Source organism: Aquimarina acroporae (assembly GCF_023195925.1).
GTDB classification, from domain to species: Bacteria; Bacteroidota; Bacteroidia; order Flavobacteriales; family Flavobacteriaceae; genus Aquimarina; species Aquimarina acroporae.
In genome coordinates this window covers 402,372-420,629 of the sequence record NZ_JALPRE010000007.1, presented here as the reverse complement: position 1 = coordinate 420,629, position 18,258 = coordinate 402,372, and the positions used below count along the sequence as shown (strand labels likewise).

Annotated in this window: 14 protein-coding genes; 7 read left to right on the top strand and 7 right to left on the bottom strand. The window is 34.1% G+C overall.

All coding sequences use genetic code 11. The annotated features are described in order from the left end of the window. Nucleotide 1 precedes the first annotated feature (1 nt). From M0D21_RS13020 to M0D21_RS12990, 7 genes are all read right to left on the bottom strand, one after another. The gene (locus M0D21_RS13020) at nt 2–4,888 is read right to left on the bottom strand and encodes a DNA repair ATPase (RefSeq protein WP_248330169.1); all 4,887 of its coding nucleotides are present in this window, start codon (nt 4,886–4,888) and stop codon (nt 2–4) included. A gap of 46 nt (nt 4,889–4,934) precedes the next feature. Further along, entirely contained in the window at nt 4,935–5,297 is a 363-nt protein-coding gene (locus M0D21_RS13015; RefSeq protein WP_248330166.1) for a DUF3592 domain-containing protein, read from the bottom strand. 71 nt (nt 5,298–5,368) lie between these two features. Continuing rightward, nucleotides 5,369–5,650 (bottom strand): hypothetical protein, encoded by a 282-nt coding sequence (locus M0D21_RS13010; RefSeq protein WP_248330164.1) that lies wholly within the window; start codon nt 5,648–5,650, stop codon nt 5,369–5,371. 166 nt (nt 5,651–5,816) lie between these two features. Continuing rightward, nucleotides 5,817–7,883, bottom strand: a complete 2,067-nt coding sequence (locus tag M0D21_RS13005; protein ID WP_248330162.1) for a flotillin family protein — start codon at nt 7,881–7,883, stop codon at nt 5,817–5,819. Between the two features lie 7 nt (nt 7,884–7,890). Beyond that, nucleotides 7,891–8,610 (bottom strand): hypothetical protein, encoded by a 720-nt coding sequence (locus tag M0D21_RS13000; protein WP_248330160.1) that lies wholly within the window; start codon nt 8,608–8,610, stop codon nt 7,891–7,893. A 254-nt stretch (nt 8,611–8,864) separates the two neighbouring features. Beyond that, nucleotides 8,865–9,578 (bottom strand): PspA/IM30 family protein, encoded by a 714-nt coding sequence (locus tag M0D21_RS12995; RefSeq protein WP_248330158.1) that lies wholly within the window; start codon nt 9,576–9,578, stop codon nt 8,865–8,867. A 4-nt stretch (nt 9,579–9,582) separates the two neighbouring features. Continuing rightward, nucleotides 9,583–9,978 (bottom strand): YbjN domain-containing protein, encoded by a 396-nt coding sequence (locus M0D21_RS12990; RefSeq protein ID WP_248330156.1) that lies wholly within the window; start codon nt 9,976–9,978, stop codon nt 9,583–9,585. Between the two features lie 327 nt (nt 9,979–10,305). Here M0D21_RS12990 and M0D21_RS12985 point away from each other — a divergent pair, with 327 nt between their 5' ends. The 7 genes from M0D21_RS12985 to M0D21_RS12955 all read left to right on the top strand — a co-directional run bounded on the left by M0D21_RS12985 (nt 10,306) and on the right by M0D21_RS12955 (nt 17,775). Continuing rightward, the gene (locus tag M0D21_RS12985; RefSeq protein ID WP_248330154.1) at nt 10,306–11,067 is read left to right on the top strand and encodes a helix-turn-helix domain-containing protein; all 762 of its coding nucleotides are present in this window, start codon (nt 10,306–10,308) and stop codon (nt 11,065–11,067) included. A gap of 134 nt (nt 11,068–11,201) precedes the next feature. Continuing rightward, nucleotides 11,202–13,565, top strand: coding sequence for a TonB-dependent receptor domain-containing protein (locus M0D21_RS12980; protein ID WP_248330152.1), 2,364 nt, complete (start codon nt 11,202–11,204; stop codon nt 13,563–13,565). 9 nt (nt 13,566–13,574) lie between these two features. After that, on the top strand, nt 13,575–14,765 hold the full coding sequence (locus M0D21_RS12975) for a serine hydrolase domain-containing protein (RefSeq protein ID WP_248330150.1): 1,191 nt from the start codon (nt 13,575–13,577) through the stop codon (nt 14,763–14,765). Nucleotides 14,766–14,771: 6 nt separating this feature from the next. After that, entirely contained in the window at nt 14,772–15,785 is a 1,014-nt protein-coding gene (locus tag M0D21_RS12970; RefSeq protein WP_248330148.1) for a sensor histidine kinase, read from the top strand. Nucleotides 15,786–15,789: 4 nt separating this feature from the next. Beyond that, complete coding sequence (locus M0D21_RS12965; RefSeq protein ID WP_248330146.1) at nt 15,790–16,554, top strand: LytR/AlgR family response regulator transcription factor; 765 nt, start codon at nt 15,790–15,792, stop codon at nt 16,552–16,554. 176 nt (nt 16,555–16,730) lie between these two features. Beyond that, nucleotides 16,731–17,189: an ankyrin repeat domain-containing protein gene (locus tag M0D21_RS12960; protein ID WP_248330143.1), complete on the top strand. Its 459-nt coding sequence runs from the start codon at nt 16,731–16,733 to the stop codon at nt 17,187–17,189. Nucleotides 17,190–17,193: 4 nt separating this feature from the next. Further along, a complete protein-coding gene (locus M0D21_RS12955) occupies nt 17,194–17,775 on the top strand; it encodes a hypothetical protein (RefSeq protein WP_248330141.1) in 582 nt (193 codons plus the stop codon). The last annotated feature ends 483 nt before the right edge of the window (nt 17,776–18,258 follow it).

Below are 18,258 nucleotides of genomic sequence, written 5' to 3'. Positions count from 1 at the left end.
TCTATTTCTCCAACCCTTTTTTCAATACCTCTTGTATGCCTGCTAAATGATCACTAAACTGCATCATTTGAGCCAGTACTTGAGCCATTTCGTTTTTATCACCAAAACCTTTGAGTTTGTTGTTTTTTACAAAAGTTTCTTTTATGGTTTCCCAACGAGTAATCTCATCTTTAGAAATGGTAGTTGTCATTTCTTTATACTTCAATAAATTGGCTTCTGCAGCACTGGTCAAGGTTTGCGACTCGTTTTCATAATGGGATAGAAGCAAGGTTTGCAATTCTGTATCATTCATAATAGGTACCACTTTGGCAACCAGCTTACTCATATCACGATAAGATCCTTGCAATTTGAATGAAGGTTCTGTGCGATAAGCATCTTCCATAGCCGCCGATCGAATATAGGTCTCGTTTACTTTTAAAACAGTATTACGAATAACCACAACCTTTTCTAGTACAGCCAAATAATCTTGTACCTCTTGCTTGGTATGATTTCCTTGTAACTCTATTCCTTCTTCAGAACCGGTTTCAACTATCTCAATTAGCTTATAAATATCTTCAAAATGTTTACTACTCAATTGGTGTAAGACGGGATTCGAAGTCATAGCATTTTCGATAAGGCTTAATTTAAATAAGTCTGCAGTATCCCCAATAATATCGCCAAGATTATATATATCTGCACGATTGGCAAGCATATCTGGAATCTGGAACTTTTCTCCACTTTCGGTATATGGGTTTCCGGCCATAATCACACAAAAACGTTTGCTCCTTAAATCGTATGTTTTTGGATTTCCATTATGTACTCCTTCTATTTTTCGGGTACCGTCGGCCAACGATATAAATTTCTGTAAAAACTCAGGGTTACAATGTTGTATGTCGTCAAGGTACAGCATCACATTGTTTCCCATTTCAAAAGCCAGGTTTAATTTTTTCAACTCTTCTCTGGCTGCCGCATTATTCGCGGCCATAGGATCTACAGATGTTACCTCATGGCCAATGGCAGGGCCATTAATTTTCATAAAGACCAATCCCAATCTATTGGCCATATATTCCATTAAGGTCGTTTTACCATATCCCGGAGGAGAAATTAATAACAGCATACCCATACGGTCGGTGCGTTTGTTTTCTCCAACACTACCTAATTGCTTCGATAAGTTGTCTCCAAACAATGGTAGGTATACCTGATCGATTAATTTGTTTCGTACAAAAGAAGAAAGCACTTTAGGCTCAAATTCGCTTAGCTTTAAATCTTCTTTAAGCTGCTCGGTAACTTCATGTTTGGCTTCACGGTAGGCTTCAAAAGCAGGTACTTCGATTTCGGCAAATTGAGTTAATGTATTTATGAAGCGGTGATAATTAAATTCAAAATTACCTTCGATGATTGAAGCATGACTTCCTTTTAGATCTTTTATCGTTTGCGATGGGTTAACATGAATAACCTCAGATGTAGCTTCATCTTTGAACAATAAAATACAAACCACTTCATGAGCATAATCAGTATGCTCAGCAGCATGTGTTTTTATATATGAAGTGACCCATTGCAAGGCCAAATTGATTTTGTATTGCCAATTTACACTACCATTGGAACGCGGTTTCATATCCAATTCAAGAGATTTCTTGAGTTTGGTAAAGGCCTTTTTCTTTTTTAACGCAGCTATAAAAGCATCGAATATTTCATTAGCTGTCTGACTGATGCAAAAGTTAGAATCACTTTGCAGTTCGGCAAATAGATACTCTGCAATATTCTTAGATGTAGTAGTTGGTAATTGCTTTTCTTCTATAAACCCAGAAATTTCCTGTTGTAGACTACTTATGATCTTATGATGTTCGTTACTATTTGGAAAAACTTCTAGCACTTCTCCTGATGCCTTAATTGATGTGTTCCAATAAGTCTGCTTTTCCTCGCTCAAACTAAACCAGAAATATTGTGCAAAAGCTCTAGTATTTGGAGTGTATCGTAATAATCCTAAACCGTGATCCAGATCTGTAAGAACCTTAAGAATTTTAGAGGCGTCAACATCATGAACTCCTTTTACATATCCTTCAGCGTAGTTTTTACTGCTTTCAGCTTTTATAATCTGTAAGAGTTGTTCTTCGGTAAGGCCAGTTAATTTTTCTTTATGTTCTGTATTGAAAATTTTATAGGCAAGATAAGACGAACGATAAACTTCTGAGTTTTCAGAAATTAACTCCTGGTCCCAGTATTTTTTAGATTTTAGGAGTATATCATTTTCGATATCCTGGTAAAAATCGGTTCCGGTAAGGTGATATGCCAATGTACCATCTTTATAGACAATAGTAAGGTCTAAAGGCTGCTTATTGACTCCAAATTTATGTTTCCCTAGTTTGATGATATTCTCACCATCTTCATAAAGATCCTGCTTATCCTTTAATTTTCGTGTAGCGTCTTCTTTTGCAACTTTTAAAGCAGTTTCTATGGCTTCAGCTTTTCCTGCATCATCTAGTTCTTTGAGTTGATCTACAATATCCCTAAGTTTATTGATCATCAAATCTGAAGCAAAATATCCATTAATATCGACCACCTCGTCAAAACTCAAAGCCTTTTTAGTTACCCCTTTTAAAATACGATTAGCAGCATTTTCAAGAGCTACAGCTTTTTTGTTACGAGCCTCGATAAGACCATTTTTCCTAGCTTCGAAAGCGTTGTATACTTCTTCCCGTTTTTCGATGATCTGCGCTATGAATTCTTCAAAATCGGCAAACCTTCCTTCTAGGTCTTCTAGTTGTACAGATACTTTGTTGAGAAGCTCATCTGTTTTTTCAGGAGTATTAGCAATATCAAGGTAATTGATGATACTTTGATCGACCAGCTTAAGTTGTGCCGCAAATTCTGCTGTGGCCTCCTTGCTACCTAGGGATTTTATTTTGTTCTTGATTCCTGCTTTAAGTTGATTGATAGTAGCAAAAATCAAGGAAATATTGTCAATGATTTTGGTTGAATGCGAGGTATCTTCAATTTGTAAATTCGATACGATATCGATAAGCATTTCCAGATCGGTTGCGATTTGATTTACTTCCTCTTCTAGTTTTTTTGCATCGATTACCTTTTTGATCTTTTCAAGATCGGTTTGTTTTTCTTCTACTCGAGTATGATAGGGGAGTAGTGCTTTGTCATCTAGAAGAAATTGCACACAACGCTGGGAAATTTTTTCAGTTTGCTCGGCGATTTCTGTTTCTAAAGACGTGATAAAGTTCTTGTCTACATATCGAATATCGTTTAGGCTAATTACCTCACCTCGTAATGTTCGAAGTTGTGATAGTACTTGCACAAAATCGTCGATAGATCTAAAGGAGCTACTTTTTATTTTTCCGAAAAGGAGTTCTGCCTTATCCTGCGTTTCTTTGGTGAGGTTTGATGCGGTTCTACGAAGTTGTACTACTTTTTCAAACTCATCTATGGCAGCATTGGCTGCGCCATTAATTTCTTCGAGAGGAACGTCTAGTCTAAAGGTATCTTCTTCGCGAATCCAATAATAACTATCAATAACATCATTAGAAAATTTAGAAATATCATCATATAGGCCGTCGTAGCTATCTTCTTTGTTCAATAAAGTGATCAAAGCATGGCATTCGGCCATAGCTTTTACGATATCTTTATTTCCGATTTTATAGAGCAAAGTATCGGTGTGTTGCGAAGGGATTGTATCGCCCTTCATAAAAGGAGTTTGCCAAATCTGAATGACATGGTGTTTGGTTTGCTCGTCTTCGGTTTTAAAATAACAAAGTTCTCCGTTTTGAAGAATTGTAAATCCGTTACAAACAATAGGTGTTTTTACCTCTTGTTCTATAACATTGTATGACATTAAGGTGTATAACCCTTTTTCACTTGCATAGAAGACATATAAAAAATCTTCGCCATTGGGAGATATTATTTTTTCCTGAAACTTTACATCATTCACCTCATTGGTAAATAGCTTATACTCTCCAGATTGCAGGTAATATCCGTTAGGGTAAATAATTCCTTGATCATCGGGTAACAATACACATGCATCTTTAATGCATTCGATCTTTTTTACCTCTTGCATTTTGTGATTGTACACAAAATAACGAGGTTTTTCTTGAAAAGGTTTTATTTCTAAGGTGATAAGGTTCCCTAAATCGGCAAAACGGTATTGCCCATCGTCTAAGGTTTGATCTATGTGTTCTACAGGTTCGTCTAAAATACCTTTACCTTCGTCGGTATTGTCTTCAATTTTGATGGTTAGGTCACCACCAATAGTTTCTACAAATACCTTGTCGAGAATTGAAATATGAGGATGTGCCCCATAGCGGTGCATATCTCGCGTTACCTCGGTCCAATTAAATTCATGTTGTTTTGGGAACTTAAACTCATGTTCACTGCGGTTGTCAACATAGGTCAATGTTCCTTCATTAATAAGCCATTTGAAGGTTTTGATATCAGATACACTTTCGCTCAACTGAAAAACCATATGTAGATAGTTCCCAACAATAGCGAATTTTGAAAAGATTGTATTACGATAATATTTATAAAGATTGGTGAAATCATTTATAAATATTGGGTCATTAATTAGATCTAGAGGCTTTGCCGAAAAATGCTCATTAGTATAAGTGTAAATACTAAACACATCTGCCAATGTAATTTCGGTACGCAATCCAAAATGAACATTATACCCAAACAAACAATATTCACCTATGGTAACAATATCTCTGGCGATACAGTTGTTTTCAGTATTTATTCGATTGTTGGCAATAAGTTTGGTCTCTACGCTACCAAAAACTTCTTTTCGGGCATCGTTAAGTTGGGTTAGACGGCTTTGGAGATCACCTTTGTGTTTTTGTAAACGATTTTGGATGATCTCATAAGTGCCTCCGTCTAGTTGAATATGTTGATTGTTGTTTTCTTCTTGCATGTGTTAAATCGAATTTCGATTTGATTTTCTATAATTTCAGACAAACTTATTTTGCAGATTGCACCATTTTTTCGATTCTGGAATGTTTAGGATTGTTCTCTAAATATTTGATATATATAGAGTCTCCTACATTTTTTGTAGTATCGAAATACAAATCATGTTCTTGTCGCAAAACTTCTTGAGTTCTTATAAATTCCCGACCTTCAACCTCGTATTTATATTTTACATGAATATTGTCTACTGAGTTTCCAGCGTCGTTTGAATACTTGTTCCATATAATTTCCTCAATTACTGCTGTAGTTATAACACCGTTTTCATTCAGTTTTTCTTTCTGAAGGTAAGTGTTAGCACCGAGAATAGTAACCGCAACCAATAACACAACTAATATTTTTATAAAATTTTTATTCATTCGTTTTGTGATTTTAATTTTTATTGGTCATACTTCAAGAATTTTTAATGTCATTGAAGTGAATTTGTATATCATCTATATAAAAACTCATCTGATATTCCCGTCGAGTTATAGAAATAATAAAACAAGAATAGAAAAAAGAGAAATGTGGCAATTACACTAAGTATTAAGATTATAATGTTTCTGATTTTCTCTTTTTTTCGTTGCGCTTTAAGTTTATTTCTTATCTCTACCAATACCTCTTCGGCGATAGGTTCTATTTCGATACCTTGACTTTCTTTATTCGATGTTGTCCATCCTTCGAAAGCTTCTCTTTTTGATCGTCTGTTGTTGTTTTTCAACGATGCAAGCATCGCCGCACTTGATCCTCAAAATCCCATAATAAACCTTTTAAAAGTTAAACAATTCCCATCCTGGTCTTCCCAGAATGGGAAGACTTTTATGGGTTTAAAAATGTAGTTGTGATCGTATTCATGGTTGTATATAGTAGAGGAGATTATATTCCTTTACTCTTAAGAATTACTTCAACTTTTGGTCAGAAAGTCCTAATCCTTTAGCCAGATTAAATAAGTTGGTAAACAAATTATTTTCTTCAGGATCTGTAGTTTTCTGTTTTAGTTCCATTAATAGATTGGCAATCGTTAAGTTCTTAATATCTTCAGAAGAGATTCCGTATTTGGTTGCAAAGTCTTTTATTTTTTCTAAAAGGTTTCCTTTTACATCTTCACTTCCTAAAATGGCATCTTTTACTTCTTGAATATTATCTGAGTGCTGCACCAATCTATCAATTCCTTTGGCTCTGGTGATTTGTCCCATAATTTGCTCGAAGAACATGGTTTCACCACCAACGATATCGATGTTTGCTGCTTTAAGCGCTTCTCCAATTACCGAAGCCTGAGCATCGGCAATTTCTTTCTGGATATTGATCTCTGCAAGGTCAACTTGTAACTCTTTCTCCAAACGTAGCTTAAATTCTTCGTGTTCTTTACCAACACCATCAAGTTTCTTCATTGCTTCGGCTTTTTCTTCTATACCTGCAGCATCAGCAAGAGCTTTCTCTTTTATTACTTCGGCTTCTGCCAATCCTTCTTCACGTATAGCTTCGGCTTTGGCTTGAATACCAGCAGCTTCGGCTTTTGCGGTTTTCTCAATAACGTTTGCTTCGACCAGTCCTTCACGCTCTCTTGCATCTGCTTTAGCGTGCATTACTTGTGCTTCAGACATACCTAGAGTAGCTTCCTCTTTGGCTTGAGCCTCAGCAAGTGTTTTACGAGCTTCAGCTTCTTTTTCACTAGCTTCTTTCTTCGCCTGTGCTTCGATATTAATCTCTTCAGCTTTTTGCTTAGCCGCTTCTTTTTGTGCCTCAGCAGCTTTAATGGTCTTAATAAGATCTTCTTGAGCTGTAGCCTCTGCAATCGTTATTTTTACTTGCTTATCACGATCTGCAGTTTTGAATGCTTCGATATCTTTCATATTCTCCTGCTCTTCTACCACACCTTTTTCTAGCATTACTCGATCACGAATCACATCTTGAATATTCTTTTTCTCAACTTCTACTACTTTTTCTTTTTCAATTTGGGCAAGCGTAACAATTCTCTCACGCTCTGTGGCTTCAAGCATTCTGTCTTTTTCTACTCTTTCTGTTTCTACAGCTTCAGTACGTTGTTTGTTTTTGGCTGCTACTATAATCTGGCGCTGCATATTTTCTTCGGCTACTTGTACTTTTTCTTCGGTAGAAATTCTAGCTGTTTCAGATTTTAGACGTTCTTCCTCAGAAACTTTTAGGGTTTCTGCTTCTTCACGAGCCTTAATGTTGGCAATTTCGCGCTTTTGTTGCTCCTCTTTCTCTGCAAGTTGCTTATCTAGCTCGAGAATAGCTTCGCGAGCTTCTACATCTTGTTTGCGAATTACCTTTTCTTCATCACGCTTGATGAGGTTAGATTTTATGTTTTGAGCTGCTGTTAACTCAGTGATTTTTTTAATACCTTCTGCATCAAGAATATTATCAGCCTTCATAACGCTTAACGAGGTTTGTTCAAGATCATCAATAGCACAGTCGTCAAGAATATATCCGTTTAGATCGGTACCAATAATATTTACAATCTCATCGCGAAACTCTCTTCTTGCTTCATATAGCTCTACGAATTCGAATTTTTTACCTACCGTTTTTAAAGCTTCAGAGAATTTAGCATCAAATAAACTACGCAAAGTGTCTATTTCTGAAGCTCGATTACAACCAATAGTTTGTGCCACATTGATAATATCTTCTACAGATTTATTTACTCTAACAAAGAAAGCTACTTTAATATCTGCACGGATGTTATCTTTACAAATTAATCCGTTTACTCCGGTACGTTCTATTTCAATTTTCTTGATCGAAATATCCATAATTTCTACTTTATGCAGTACAGGAATCACATAGAGTCCTTTGTCAAAGGCCACAGCGGTTCCTCCAAAACCGGTACGTACTAACGCTTCTCCCTGTGGGATTTTGCGATAGAAAATAGCGATAATGATAAAGTACAGTACGATAAGGAGTACCAATCCCACCACCACAATGATGGCTATGTTTGCTAAATTGCTCATAATTGCTTTAATAGTTTAATTGTTGTATGATATAAAGTTGTTTGTTTTTTACCTGGTTTACGATTTCTACTTTCGTATTCGCCGGGATCTCAATTCCATCTTTTGATGTGACCATCACCTTAATAGGGTCAGATTGTATTTTAATCTCTAAAGTGGTTATTTTATCACCAGAAATTGTGCTTTGTAATACTCCTTGTCTTCCTAATAGTTCAAGAGCACTTTCTCCTTTGTTGTTAAAATTGGTAAAGAACTTTTTAAACGGAGTTGTAAATATTTTGGTTAGAAATAAAGCGGGTGCTATACCTCCAAAAAAGAATACAAATCCAAAGTCATTGTCATAGCTATGAGTTATCGATGTTCCCGCCATGGTTATGGCCCACCAGAACAATACAAAAAAGGAAAATGTAAACATGAAAGGAAGTCCGACAAAATTGAAATAGATTAAAAAAATCTGAAAGAAGTTTAACTTTCCTCTTCTTCGTATAACATCTTCTTTTTTAACTTCGGTATTTGATATTTCGGGAATATCTAAGTTTGCTCTAGCATCAAAATCGGCATCTAGATCTGCATCTACATCGGCATCAATATCAACGTCTATATCGGCATCGAAAAAATCTAAATCTAATCCTGTCAATGTGGTTAGTAACCAATATAGGATCAATAGTCCGAATAAGATAGTTAATGGTAGGTTAACTATCGAAATTGCTATGTCAAATAATTCTTTCAAATGGTTAGTGTTTAAAGTTTATGATCTATTCGTAATCGTTCCTTTTCATAGTATTATTTTGGAATATTCTTACCCTTCAATTGACGCTTACATAACCATTGATGTCTTAAGTAATATAATCATTACCCTTAGACACCATCTTTTTTTCTACAATACATATTTTATTCTGGTGTATCCTTCAAAAAAGGAGGTGGAACCCTGTGTATTTTTAATAGCAATGGTTATGATGTCTGTTGTGACCAGGAGGTAGATAATTAAGCATCGTCACCCTTCATGCCCAATTGCTCTTTTAACTTTGCCAGGTCATCTTCGGCATTGGTTTCAGTAATATCTACGGCCTTGTCAATTTCATCATCAATAGACTTTGAGGTATTTGCAATATCTCCATAAGCTTCGGCTAGGGCTTCTTCCTGATTTACCTTATCTTTCATGCGTTCTAGCATTGAAACCGTACTCGAGCTATCGATTTCGGCCATTTGTTTGTTTAAATTTTTTGTCGCCTTAGAAACTTTTACACGAGCTTTAAGGGTCTTTAATTCATTTTCCCATTTGCTAATACTTTGCTTAATTTCTTTGACATTTTTTTCTAATTGAGCTACAGATTTATTGAACTTTTCAGACTCTGTTTTTGTTCTGCTTACCTGCTGAATAGACTCTTCCTTTTTGATTAATGCTTCTTTGGCTAATCTATCGGCTTCGGCAGTATCCATATCTCCACTCTGTGCTTTCTTAAGAATAAGCATAGCTTTTTGTTGATAATCTTCAGCTTTTGCTGCAAACTCTTCGGTTTCATTTTTTGCTCGTATAGCCAAAGCTTTAACCTGAGCAAGAGCCTCAAGACTTTTCTCAAGATCGGTTTTCATGTCTCGTATTCCTTGTTCTGTCATTTTAATAGGATCCTCCATTTTATCAATAGCAGAATTTGCTTCTGCCTCACCTATTTTGAATAATCTCTTAAAAAAGTTCATCGTCTTAATATTTTGAAAAGTTTATAATTTGTTCTGAATATTCGCTCAACAATAGGCCTAAGGAATTCAGGGAACCTTCAAGCTCATTTAAATCTAGGTTTTCTACCTGTAGAGTATCTCTAAAAATTACCTTGTCTCCGGTTTCATCGAGTACAAATGCCCCGTGTACAATGTCCCGGTTTTTTTGAAGTAAACTTTTGTATACCAATTCACTTTTGTTTCTTATGTTGAATATATGTTGCTCCATTATTAAAATGGGTGGAGCCACCCCAATAATCATATTCTTGATTCCTTCATTTTCCTTGCTAATCATGATAATTCCCTCCCCCTTGTTTTCGTGGGTAATTACATAATTCAATTTTAGCAGGTAGTCCTTCACGTTTTGAAAATGATCTTCCATGCGATGGTTTATTTTTGATTGATAATTAGTAATTGATTTCGTATTGTTTGACTGTGAATCAATATTACAAAAAGTCACATAACTTTTGTGCAATATCTCCGGCTAAATTTGCCAGATATATTATAAATGCGATCATGGGTATGTTGATTAAGATTAATAAATTAGTTGTTTGCTAAAAATTTTAGTAGAGATTCCCATGTTTCTTTGTAAAAGAAGAAAACGCGAAAAAGTATTTCTACTAAAATTAGCATAATTCAAAAGTATTAGCTAATATTGTTAGTGTAAATGTACAATAAATTTTTATAATTGCAAATAAAATTAGCAAAAATGTCATTTTTTGGAAAAAACATAAAAAAAATTCGCGGAGTAAAAGGACTGAGCCAACAGGCATTTGCAGAGCTTTTTGACCTGAAAAGAGGTACGTTGGGGGCATATGAAGAGGGTAGAAGTGAGCCTAAAATAGAAACAATAATAAAAATTGCTAACTATTTTAGCATACAGATTGACGATTTACTTACCAATGAATTAACCGTTAATCAGCTTTTAAAGTTCAAAGGAGATCTTACTACCTATGCAGAAGATATAAAAAGAGAACAGTTTGCTACCATACCTTGTATAACAGAAAGTACTGTCAACGATTATATTTCATTATATGATAAAGAAAGTTTTGTTAATGATCTTCCTGTAGTACAACTTCCGGTAAATCCTACTAAAGAATTTAGAGGGTTTGCTGTAAATAATCTCGAGATGACTTCTCACGATAGAGGTTTTTATCCTAAGGATATAGTAATAGGGGAAAAAGTGCCGACTAATGTAATGAAGAAATTGAATAACGGTACTTTGGTTTTTGTATTAGCTGGCGATCAGCTAATTTTTAGACGCCTTTATATTACCAAAGGTAATGCTGTGCTTAGAGCAGATCATAAGAACATAGAAGATGAAGAATTTTCATTGTCTGATATTAAAGAAATGTGGAGAGTACGGTATGTATTTTGTAAACGAATTCCAGAGTTTGGAGATCATGTAGAGGATAAACTACTACTGATAGAGCAAGAGTTAATGAAAATGAAAGATAAATTGTCCTCTTAATGTTTTTTTGAATATAATTCCAAGGAAATTAACACCCTTTTCAACCTAATTTTATCCCACTTCGGCAGAATCTCCTTTAAATAATAGGGGTGTCCACCTAGTTTTGATTCCATAATTAATGAAACAAACTAAGTATGGACTCTTTAAAATTAATTCTTATTATTTTTTGCCTAAGTATTTTTAAAACAAGTGCTCAAGATGCTATCACGGGTAAGGTAAGTGATAGTGATAATGCGCCTTTGGTATTTGCTAATGTTATTTTATACCAAGGTGATACGGGTACAGCTGTTTCTGCAGTTGCTACCAATGAAGAAGGTGTTTATCTTTTTGAAAGAATAGAAACAGGAAAGTATAGACTTGAGGTTTCGATGCTAGGATATGATACCAAAAAAACCGAAGTGTTCTCATATGAGAAAGGGCAAAGCTTATCGTTCAATTTCTCCCTTGCTTCAGAACAGTTAGATGAAGTTGTAGTTACCTATAAGAAACCAATAATTCGACAAACTGCAGAAAAACTTGTAGTAGATATAGAAAAGTCTGAGATGATCAATACCAATCTTCAAGATGTGGTTAAGAAGATACCCGGAGTAATTGTTTCTAATGGGAATCTAAATTATGGAGGACAGGGTAATATTCGTATTTTAATTAATGGAAAAACTACAGATTATATAGATGTAGACGCGTTGTTACGTGAAATGCCAGCAGATAATATTGCTAGGGTTGAGCTTATACAACAACCCGGAGCTGAGTATGACGCGGAAGGATCGGGACCTATTATCAATATCATCTTAAAGAAAAATGTAAAATTAGGAACTCATGGTAATATAAAAACCACGGTGGGTTATGTCGATGATTATATGTACGGTACAAGTGCATCTATAGCAAGTTATAAAAACAAACTAAATTGGCAGGCAAGTGCAGGATACACAAGATCGTCATGGAGAGAAGATTTAATTATTAGCAGAGAAGTATTAGATGAAACTTATAATCAAACTTCTATTTCGCCATTTGATCCTGAGACACTTAGAGCAAGTGGACGTATAGATTATTATTTGAATGATCAACATACTCTAGGAGCCAGTGCGAATAGAATTCAATCAATGTCTACTCGTGTTACCAAAAATAGCACACAGGTTATAGGTTCTGGGAGTGAAGCAACATTACTTACAGATAATAGTTTTGATAGAGATAGGGTAACATTTACATTAAACCCATACTATGAGTTTGATGATCAAAAAAACAAAGTGACTCTGGATTTCAACTATATAGACTATGATTACTCTAATGAAAACAATTTGTTCCAAACTAATGAAAGTACTATAGATTATGATAACCAGAGATACTTTCAGGAAGCGAAATATGAGATTTTCACATATCAAGCAGATTATAAACGCACAAGCAGTGATAATTTTAGCTGGGGAGCAGGGGCTAAATATTCATATGTAGATTCTGATAGTGATTTACAATCGCTAACTCAAAATGAAGATGGTGTTTTTGTGAATAATGAAAACCAAACGAACAGATTTTTGATTGATGAATCTATCCTGGCAGTATATTCAAAGTTTAGTGCAAAGTTAGATAAATGGAGTTTTTCTGGAGGATTGCGTTGGGAAGAAAGTAGTACCGAGGGTACATCATTAACTCAAAATGAAACCAGAACCCGAAACATCTCTAAGTTTTTTCCTAGTGCTGCAGTAACCAGAAAACTAACCGATGAGCTTAGTGCAAATGTAGCATATAGTTATCGCATACAACGGCCTTCATATAGCTCGTTAAACTCATTTGTTTATTATTATGATCCTTTTACTTTTGAAGAAGGTAATCCTAATCTAAAACCAGCTTTTACCAATAGTTTTCAATTTAATCTTACTTATGAAGACCAACCTTTTTTCAGTGTAGGATACAAGGAAACTACCGATGCATTATTCGAGATTATTACTCAAAATGACACTTCTGCAGAAACGTCAAGGTCGGTAATAAATCTGGCAAAGAATAATAACTTTAGTGCTAGTTTGTTTGGGCCATTAAACTTTGTAAAAGGTTTAGACGGGTTTACTGGTGTAATCGTGAATTATAATGAGTACCAATCGGAAAGGTTAACCCCTGCATTAGACCTTTCCAATTGGAGTATGACTTGGTATACCAGTGCAGAATATCAACTTCCTTGGGGAATAAATTCAGAAATTTCCGGATATTACACTACCGGAGGACTTGAAGGTCAAATAGAATATAAGTGGATTGCCGGTATCGATGTCGCATTGAGCAAAAAGTTTTTGAACGATCAACTAAAGGTAAGTGTAGAGTTCGAAGAGATTTTGAATAGAAAATTCTTTGGTGAAATAACCTATGATAATGTAAATGCCAATATTATAAATGACTGGGCAAGACAAAATATTTATGTGCAGTTGAATTATAGTTTTGGTTCTAAACTTAGTAAGACAAAGAAAAGGAAAAATGTTTCTGAAGAGGAACAAGATAGAATTGATGACGAAAATTAAAATAGAATCATGAATCGATACGTATTATATATCATAATAGCTGTAGTAACACTAGGTTGTTCTAAAAAGGATACTTCTTTTAATAGCTATTTAGGGTTTGATATTCCCGAAGAAACTTTTGAAACTTTCCTCAATTCAAAAATGAGCGAGTATGATATTCCCGGTCTTGCAATCGCTGTGATTAATGATGGAAAGGTAGTGTATCATCAAACAAAGGGTTTAGCCAATATAGAAAAACAGTTGCCGGTTACAGAGCATACGATTTTTGAAGGAGCTTCAATATCAAAATCGGTGTTTGGTTTTTTTGTAATGACTTTTGTAGAAGAGGGTGTGCTGGATCTTGATAAGCCATTATATCAATATATGGAATATCCGGACATAGCTCATGACGAACGCTACAAAAAAATAACAGCAAGAATGGTGCTGTGCCATCGTTCTGGGTTTCCAAACTGGAGAGAAGATAATGATGATAAACAACTAAATATCAAATTTGATCCTGGGACCGATTATTTTTATTCTGGAGAAGGGTACCAATATCTGACCAAAGTACTCATACATTTATTAGATACAAATGATGAAGGATTAGAGGCAGAATTTCAAAAAAGAATTGCTATTCCTTCAGGTATGGAGCATACCGTTTTTATACAAAATAAATATACACGCTATCATAAAGCTGAACCCTACGATAAAAATGGGGATTGGATTGATTGGAGAAATGATTATTGGAATATCAAGGAAGATGGTAAGTTTTATGCACCTTCATCAATTCATTCTGAACCTCTAGATTTTTCGAAGTGGATGATAACTATGATGAATAAAGAAATTCTTTCATCGGAAAGTTATAAAGAACTGTTGCAACCTCAGTCACCAGTACCTTACGATGGTATTGATGTGTCTTATACTCTTGGTTTCTTAACTATCCATGTACCTTTTACCGATCTATATTTGCATAGTGGAAACAATGAAGGGTTCACATCTTGGTATACCATGGATGTTGAAAAAGATTGGGGGTTTATACTTTTTACCAATTCTGAATATGGGGAGCAACTCGGACAAGAATTATTTTTTTATATGCTTGCAGATCCAGGAAGGACAAAACTTTATATTATTTTAGGAGTTATTGTAGTTTTTAGTATTCTTGTAATTATAGTTTTCCTAAGGTTTGTTATAAGAAAGGTTAAGAATATTAAAAAGAAATAAACCAAGATGAATACCAAACTCAATACGTCTGACTATACCATACTCGCCATAATTTATGCGGTTAATATTTTTTTTAACTGTATAGATTATTATCAAGAAGGGAATATGCTCATAGAGTATTTGGTAGATCTTCCTGTTGCCGCATTATTGTCTTTTGTAATCATTTTGCTATTTATTCATTGGTTGATCCCTAGTTATATTGTAAAAGAAAAAAAATATGGTCACTTTGTTTTTTTTGGCCTTCTTACCTTAATCATTCCTGGTATGATAGATTATACAGCCGGTTTTTGGACCGGTGGAGCAGATTGGAGTAAGTTTCCGAAGTGGTATGATTTTTTAATAAGGAGCGTGTTTAGGTTGTCTGACGATGCGGGCTTTCCTTTTGCTATTTTATTAGCAAAGAAGTTTTATGAAGGTCAAGCACAGTTGTTTAACGTGCAAAAACAACAAAAAGAGAATGAACTTAAACTGTTACGTTCGCAAATTGATCCTCATTTTCTATTTAATAACTTGAATACTTTAGACGCCTTAATCGATAGTAATACCAACAAAGCGAAGGAATATATCAATAGACTTTCACTTATTTATAGATATCTAATTCGTACCAAAGACGCTGAGGTTATGGAATTAGTCGAGGAAATGGAACTAGCAGAAAATTATATTTTTTTAATAGAAACACGATTCGGGAGTGATTATAATTTTGAGATAAGAAAAGACACTTCTTTTGAAGATAAATTCATCCCTACTGGAGCTATACAAACCCTACTTGAAAATGTTGTAAAACACAATAAGGTTGGAGTACAAGGGGCGATAAGAGTATGTATTGAAGTTACAGATGATCAATTAACTGTTGTAAACGATAAGTCGAAAACACAGCAAGCTCAAGAATCTTTTGGGACAGGGTTAGAAAATTTGAAAGCCAGATATAAATTGCTTTCAGATCAGGAAGTACAAATCATTAATACCGACTTAAAATTTAAAATATCGATACCCATTATCAAATTAAGTACAGAATCATAAGCCTATGCGTATTTTAGTTTTGGAAGACGAAATTCCAGCATATCAAAAACTATTGCAACATCTCAATGAATACTTTGGAGAGGATGTCGAAAACGATTGGTCTCGTTCGGTTAGTGACGGGCGAGATTTTTTGAAAACTGAGACTTATGATCTGGTGTTATCAGATATACAATTACTTGATGGGCTTTCTTTTGATTTATTTAATGAAGTATCTGTCGATTGTCCTATTATTTTTTGTTCTGCATATGATGAGTATTTGTTTCAGGCATTTAAGACTAATGGTATAGCTTATATTTTAAAACCCTATTCGAGAGACGATTTTAAAAAAGCTTTAGATAAATACGAGTCCCTATTTAAAAAAGAGAAAAAGAATCAATTAGATTCTAGTATGTTAGATTTTCTCAAGTTAGCCCTTCAGGAAAATCAGATGAATTACAAGAAAAGATTTGTGATTAAAAGGACTAAAGGAATTCAGTTATTAAATGCATCGGATATTAGTATAATTGAAGCGTCTGGAGATTTTTGTGTAGCTATAGATTATAATGGGAAGAAACACCCTATCTCAGAAAAGATAAGCATATTGAATGAGCAACTTAATCCTAAAAAATTCTTTAAAATTAATAGGAGTCAGATTATACATGTCGAATATATAGAAACCATAGAAAATCATTTCAAAAACAGATTACTTATTCAAATGAAAGGCAGTTCAGAAAAAGTAATGACCAGTTCTGCGATTACTTCAGATTTCAGGAAATGGATTGAACAATAGGCTTAGGGATTGGGATTCAAACACTTGAATAGATTTTTCTGATCCTAATTATTTGTTAAATAAGCTTTGATTATTTTTAGATTTATACAATCAATTTAAGTTGTTGATTTTGTGTTAAATATCGTGTATCTTTAAAATTGTTATTCACATCATACGCAATATATATCACAATAATAATGGAGGACATTTTTAATGCAATACGATCGGAAAATTTAGATCTGGTAAAATCAATTTTAAGTCAGAACCCAGAGACGGTTAATTCAAAAGACGGTAGAGGTTCTACACCATTGCTTTTGGCCTCCTATTATGGTTTTGAAGAGATTACAAAAGCTATTCTTTCATATAGTCCAGATGTGAATGCAAAAGATGGTTCTGGAAATACAGCATTAATGGGGGTTTGTTTCAAAGGGTACCATGATATTGCTAAATTACTTATTGAGTCTGGGGCAAATGTAAATGAGAAAAGCTATAATGAAGCGACCGCACTTATATATGCAGCTACCTTTGGTCAAAAAGAAATTATAAGGTTGCTGATAGAACACGGAGCCGATATGAATGCAAAAGACAATAAAGGGTTTACGGCCGAAATGCATGCTAAAAATCAAGGCTTAGAAATTTCTGAATTAATTAAGTAAGCTCATGAACAGCGCTGTTGGAAAATATAGTATTAAATCGGTTAATATAAGATCAACTCATATTAAGCGTAGATTACTAATGTCTTTTTCTACAGTTGCTATATTCGAGTCGTTTTTAAAAGAAAATATCGGAACTGAAGTATTGGTGATAAATACCAATATAGGAATGGAGGTGTATTATTATGCTAAAAATGACTATAGTACTTTTATTAAAGAAAGCGTATTGCTGTATACAATAAAAAACATAGATCAATCAAAACTTAAATTTAAGTACCACCTTACTCGAGATGAGGTGTATTTAAGTTTTTGTGAGGCACTAATGACCTTTGCCCAATATCCTCAAATTTTCCTGGCCTACTCCAAAAAATTTATTCATCTAAAAAGGAAACATGTGTCCAGTATCCATGTAATTCCGATTTTAAATGGTTTTTTTGAGGAAGTATTACAATCCTTATCCAAAACCGGCTACATCCCTCACTATGAAAAAATAGAAAGAGTAAAAAATAGGCCGCAAAAAACTGATCCAGATAAGGTAATTATCAAGAACTTGATTTCTGAAATTTTAATGAAAAAGCATCTTAATTAGTTTGCTTTTAATGTGTTATTCTAGGTAGGGGCAAATTATGTATGTAAAATCGGTTTTCTGATGGTTGAAATGTAAGTTTAAATTGCACAAATACTTGATCAAAATTCAATTGTTCTTTTATGTTTTTTTTGATCATTTTCTAGAGGACATAGTAATGAATTGACGTTTTTATTATGTAATTAGTTGATTTTTAACAAATTTGATGAAAGGCTAAATTGATAATCTTAGGGGAAAATCCCCCTTTTTTCTTACCATATTCTTATAAAAAAGTAAGGATTTCCGTAATAAAGGTAGTATTTTTCTGTCAAACAAAACTTTAACATTTCCTTGAAATACCACTGTTTATCGACGAAATGAGAGTTTTGAAAATATTTACGTATTTATATTACGGTTTAACCGTATCCAACCTAGCTCAGTATTTTCTAATTTTATTTCAAATCGATTTACAACACGTCAAGTGACTCAAAAGTAAACAGTTATATC

Bases quoted from the DNA above. Each gene is read 5' to 3' on its own strand.
- M0D21_RS12995 (WP_248330158.1), bottom strand. From the start codon at position 9,578: ATGAACTTTTTTAAGAGATTATTCAAAATAGGTGAGGCAGAAGCAAAT.
- M0D21_RS12985 (WP_248330154.1), top strand. From the start codon at position 10,306: ATGTCATTTTTTGGAAAAAACATAAAAAAAATTCGCGGAGTAAAAGGA.
- M0D21_RS13020 (WP_248330169.1), bottom strand. From the start codon at position 4,888: ATGCAAGAAGAAAACAACAATCAACATATTCAACTAGACGGAGGCACT.
- M0D21_RS12955 (WP_248330141.1), top strand. From the start codon at position 17,194: ATGAACAGCGCTGTTGGAAAATATAGTATTAAATCGGTTAATATAAGA.
- M0D21_RS12970 (WP_248330148.1), top strand. From the start codon at position 14,772: ATGAATACCAAACTCAATACGTCTGACTATACCATACTCGCCATAATT.
- M0D21_RS12965 (WP_248330146.1), top strand. From the start codon at position 15,790: ATGCGTATTTTAGTTTTGGAAGACGAAATTCCAGCATATCAAAAACTA.
- M0D21_RS12980 (WP_248330152.1), top strand. From the start codon at position 11,202: ATGGACTCTTTAAAATTAATTCTTATTATTTTTTGCCTAAGTATTTTT.
- M0D21_RS12990 (WP_248330156.1), bottom strand. From the start codon at position 9,978: ATGGAAGATCATTTTCAAAACGTGAAGGACTACCTGCTAAAATTGAAT.
- M0D21_RS12975 (WP_248330150.1), top strand. From the start codon at position 13,575: ATGAATCGATACGTATTATATATCATAATAGCTGTAGTAACACTAGGT.
- M0D21_RS12960 (WP_248330143.1), top strand. From the start codon at position 16,731: ATGGAGGACATTTTTAATGCAATACGATCGGAAAATTTAGATCTGGTA.
- M0D21_RS13010 (WP_248330164.1), bottom strand. From the start codon at position 5,650: ATGCTTGCATCGTTGAAAAACAACAACAGACGATCAAAAAGAGAAGCT.
- M0D21_RS13005 (WP_248330162.1), bottom strand. From the start codon at position 7,883: ATGAGCAATTTAGCAAACATAGCCATCATTGTGGTGGTGGGATTGGTA.
- M0D21_RS13015 (WP_248330166.1), bottom strand. From the start codon at position 5,297: ATGAATAAAAATTTTATAAAAATATTAGTTGTGTTATTGGTTGCGGTT.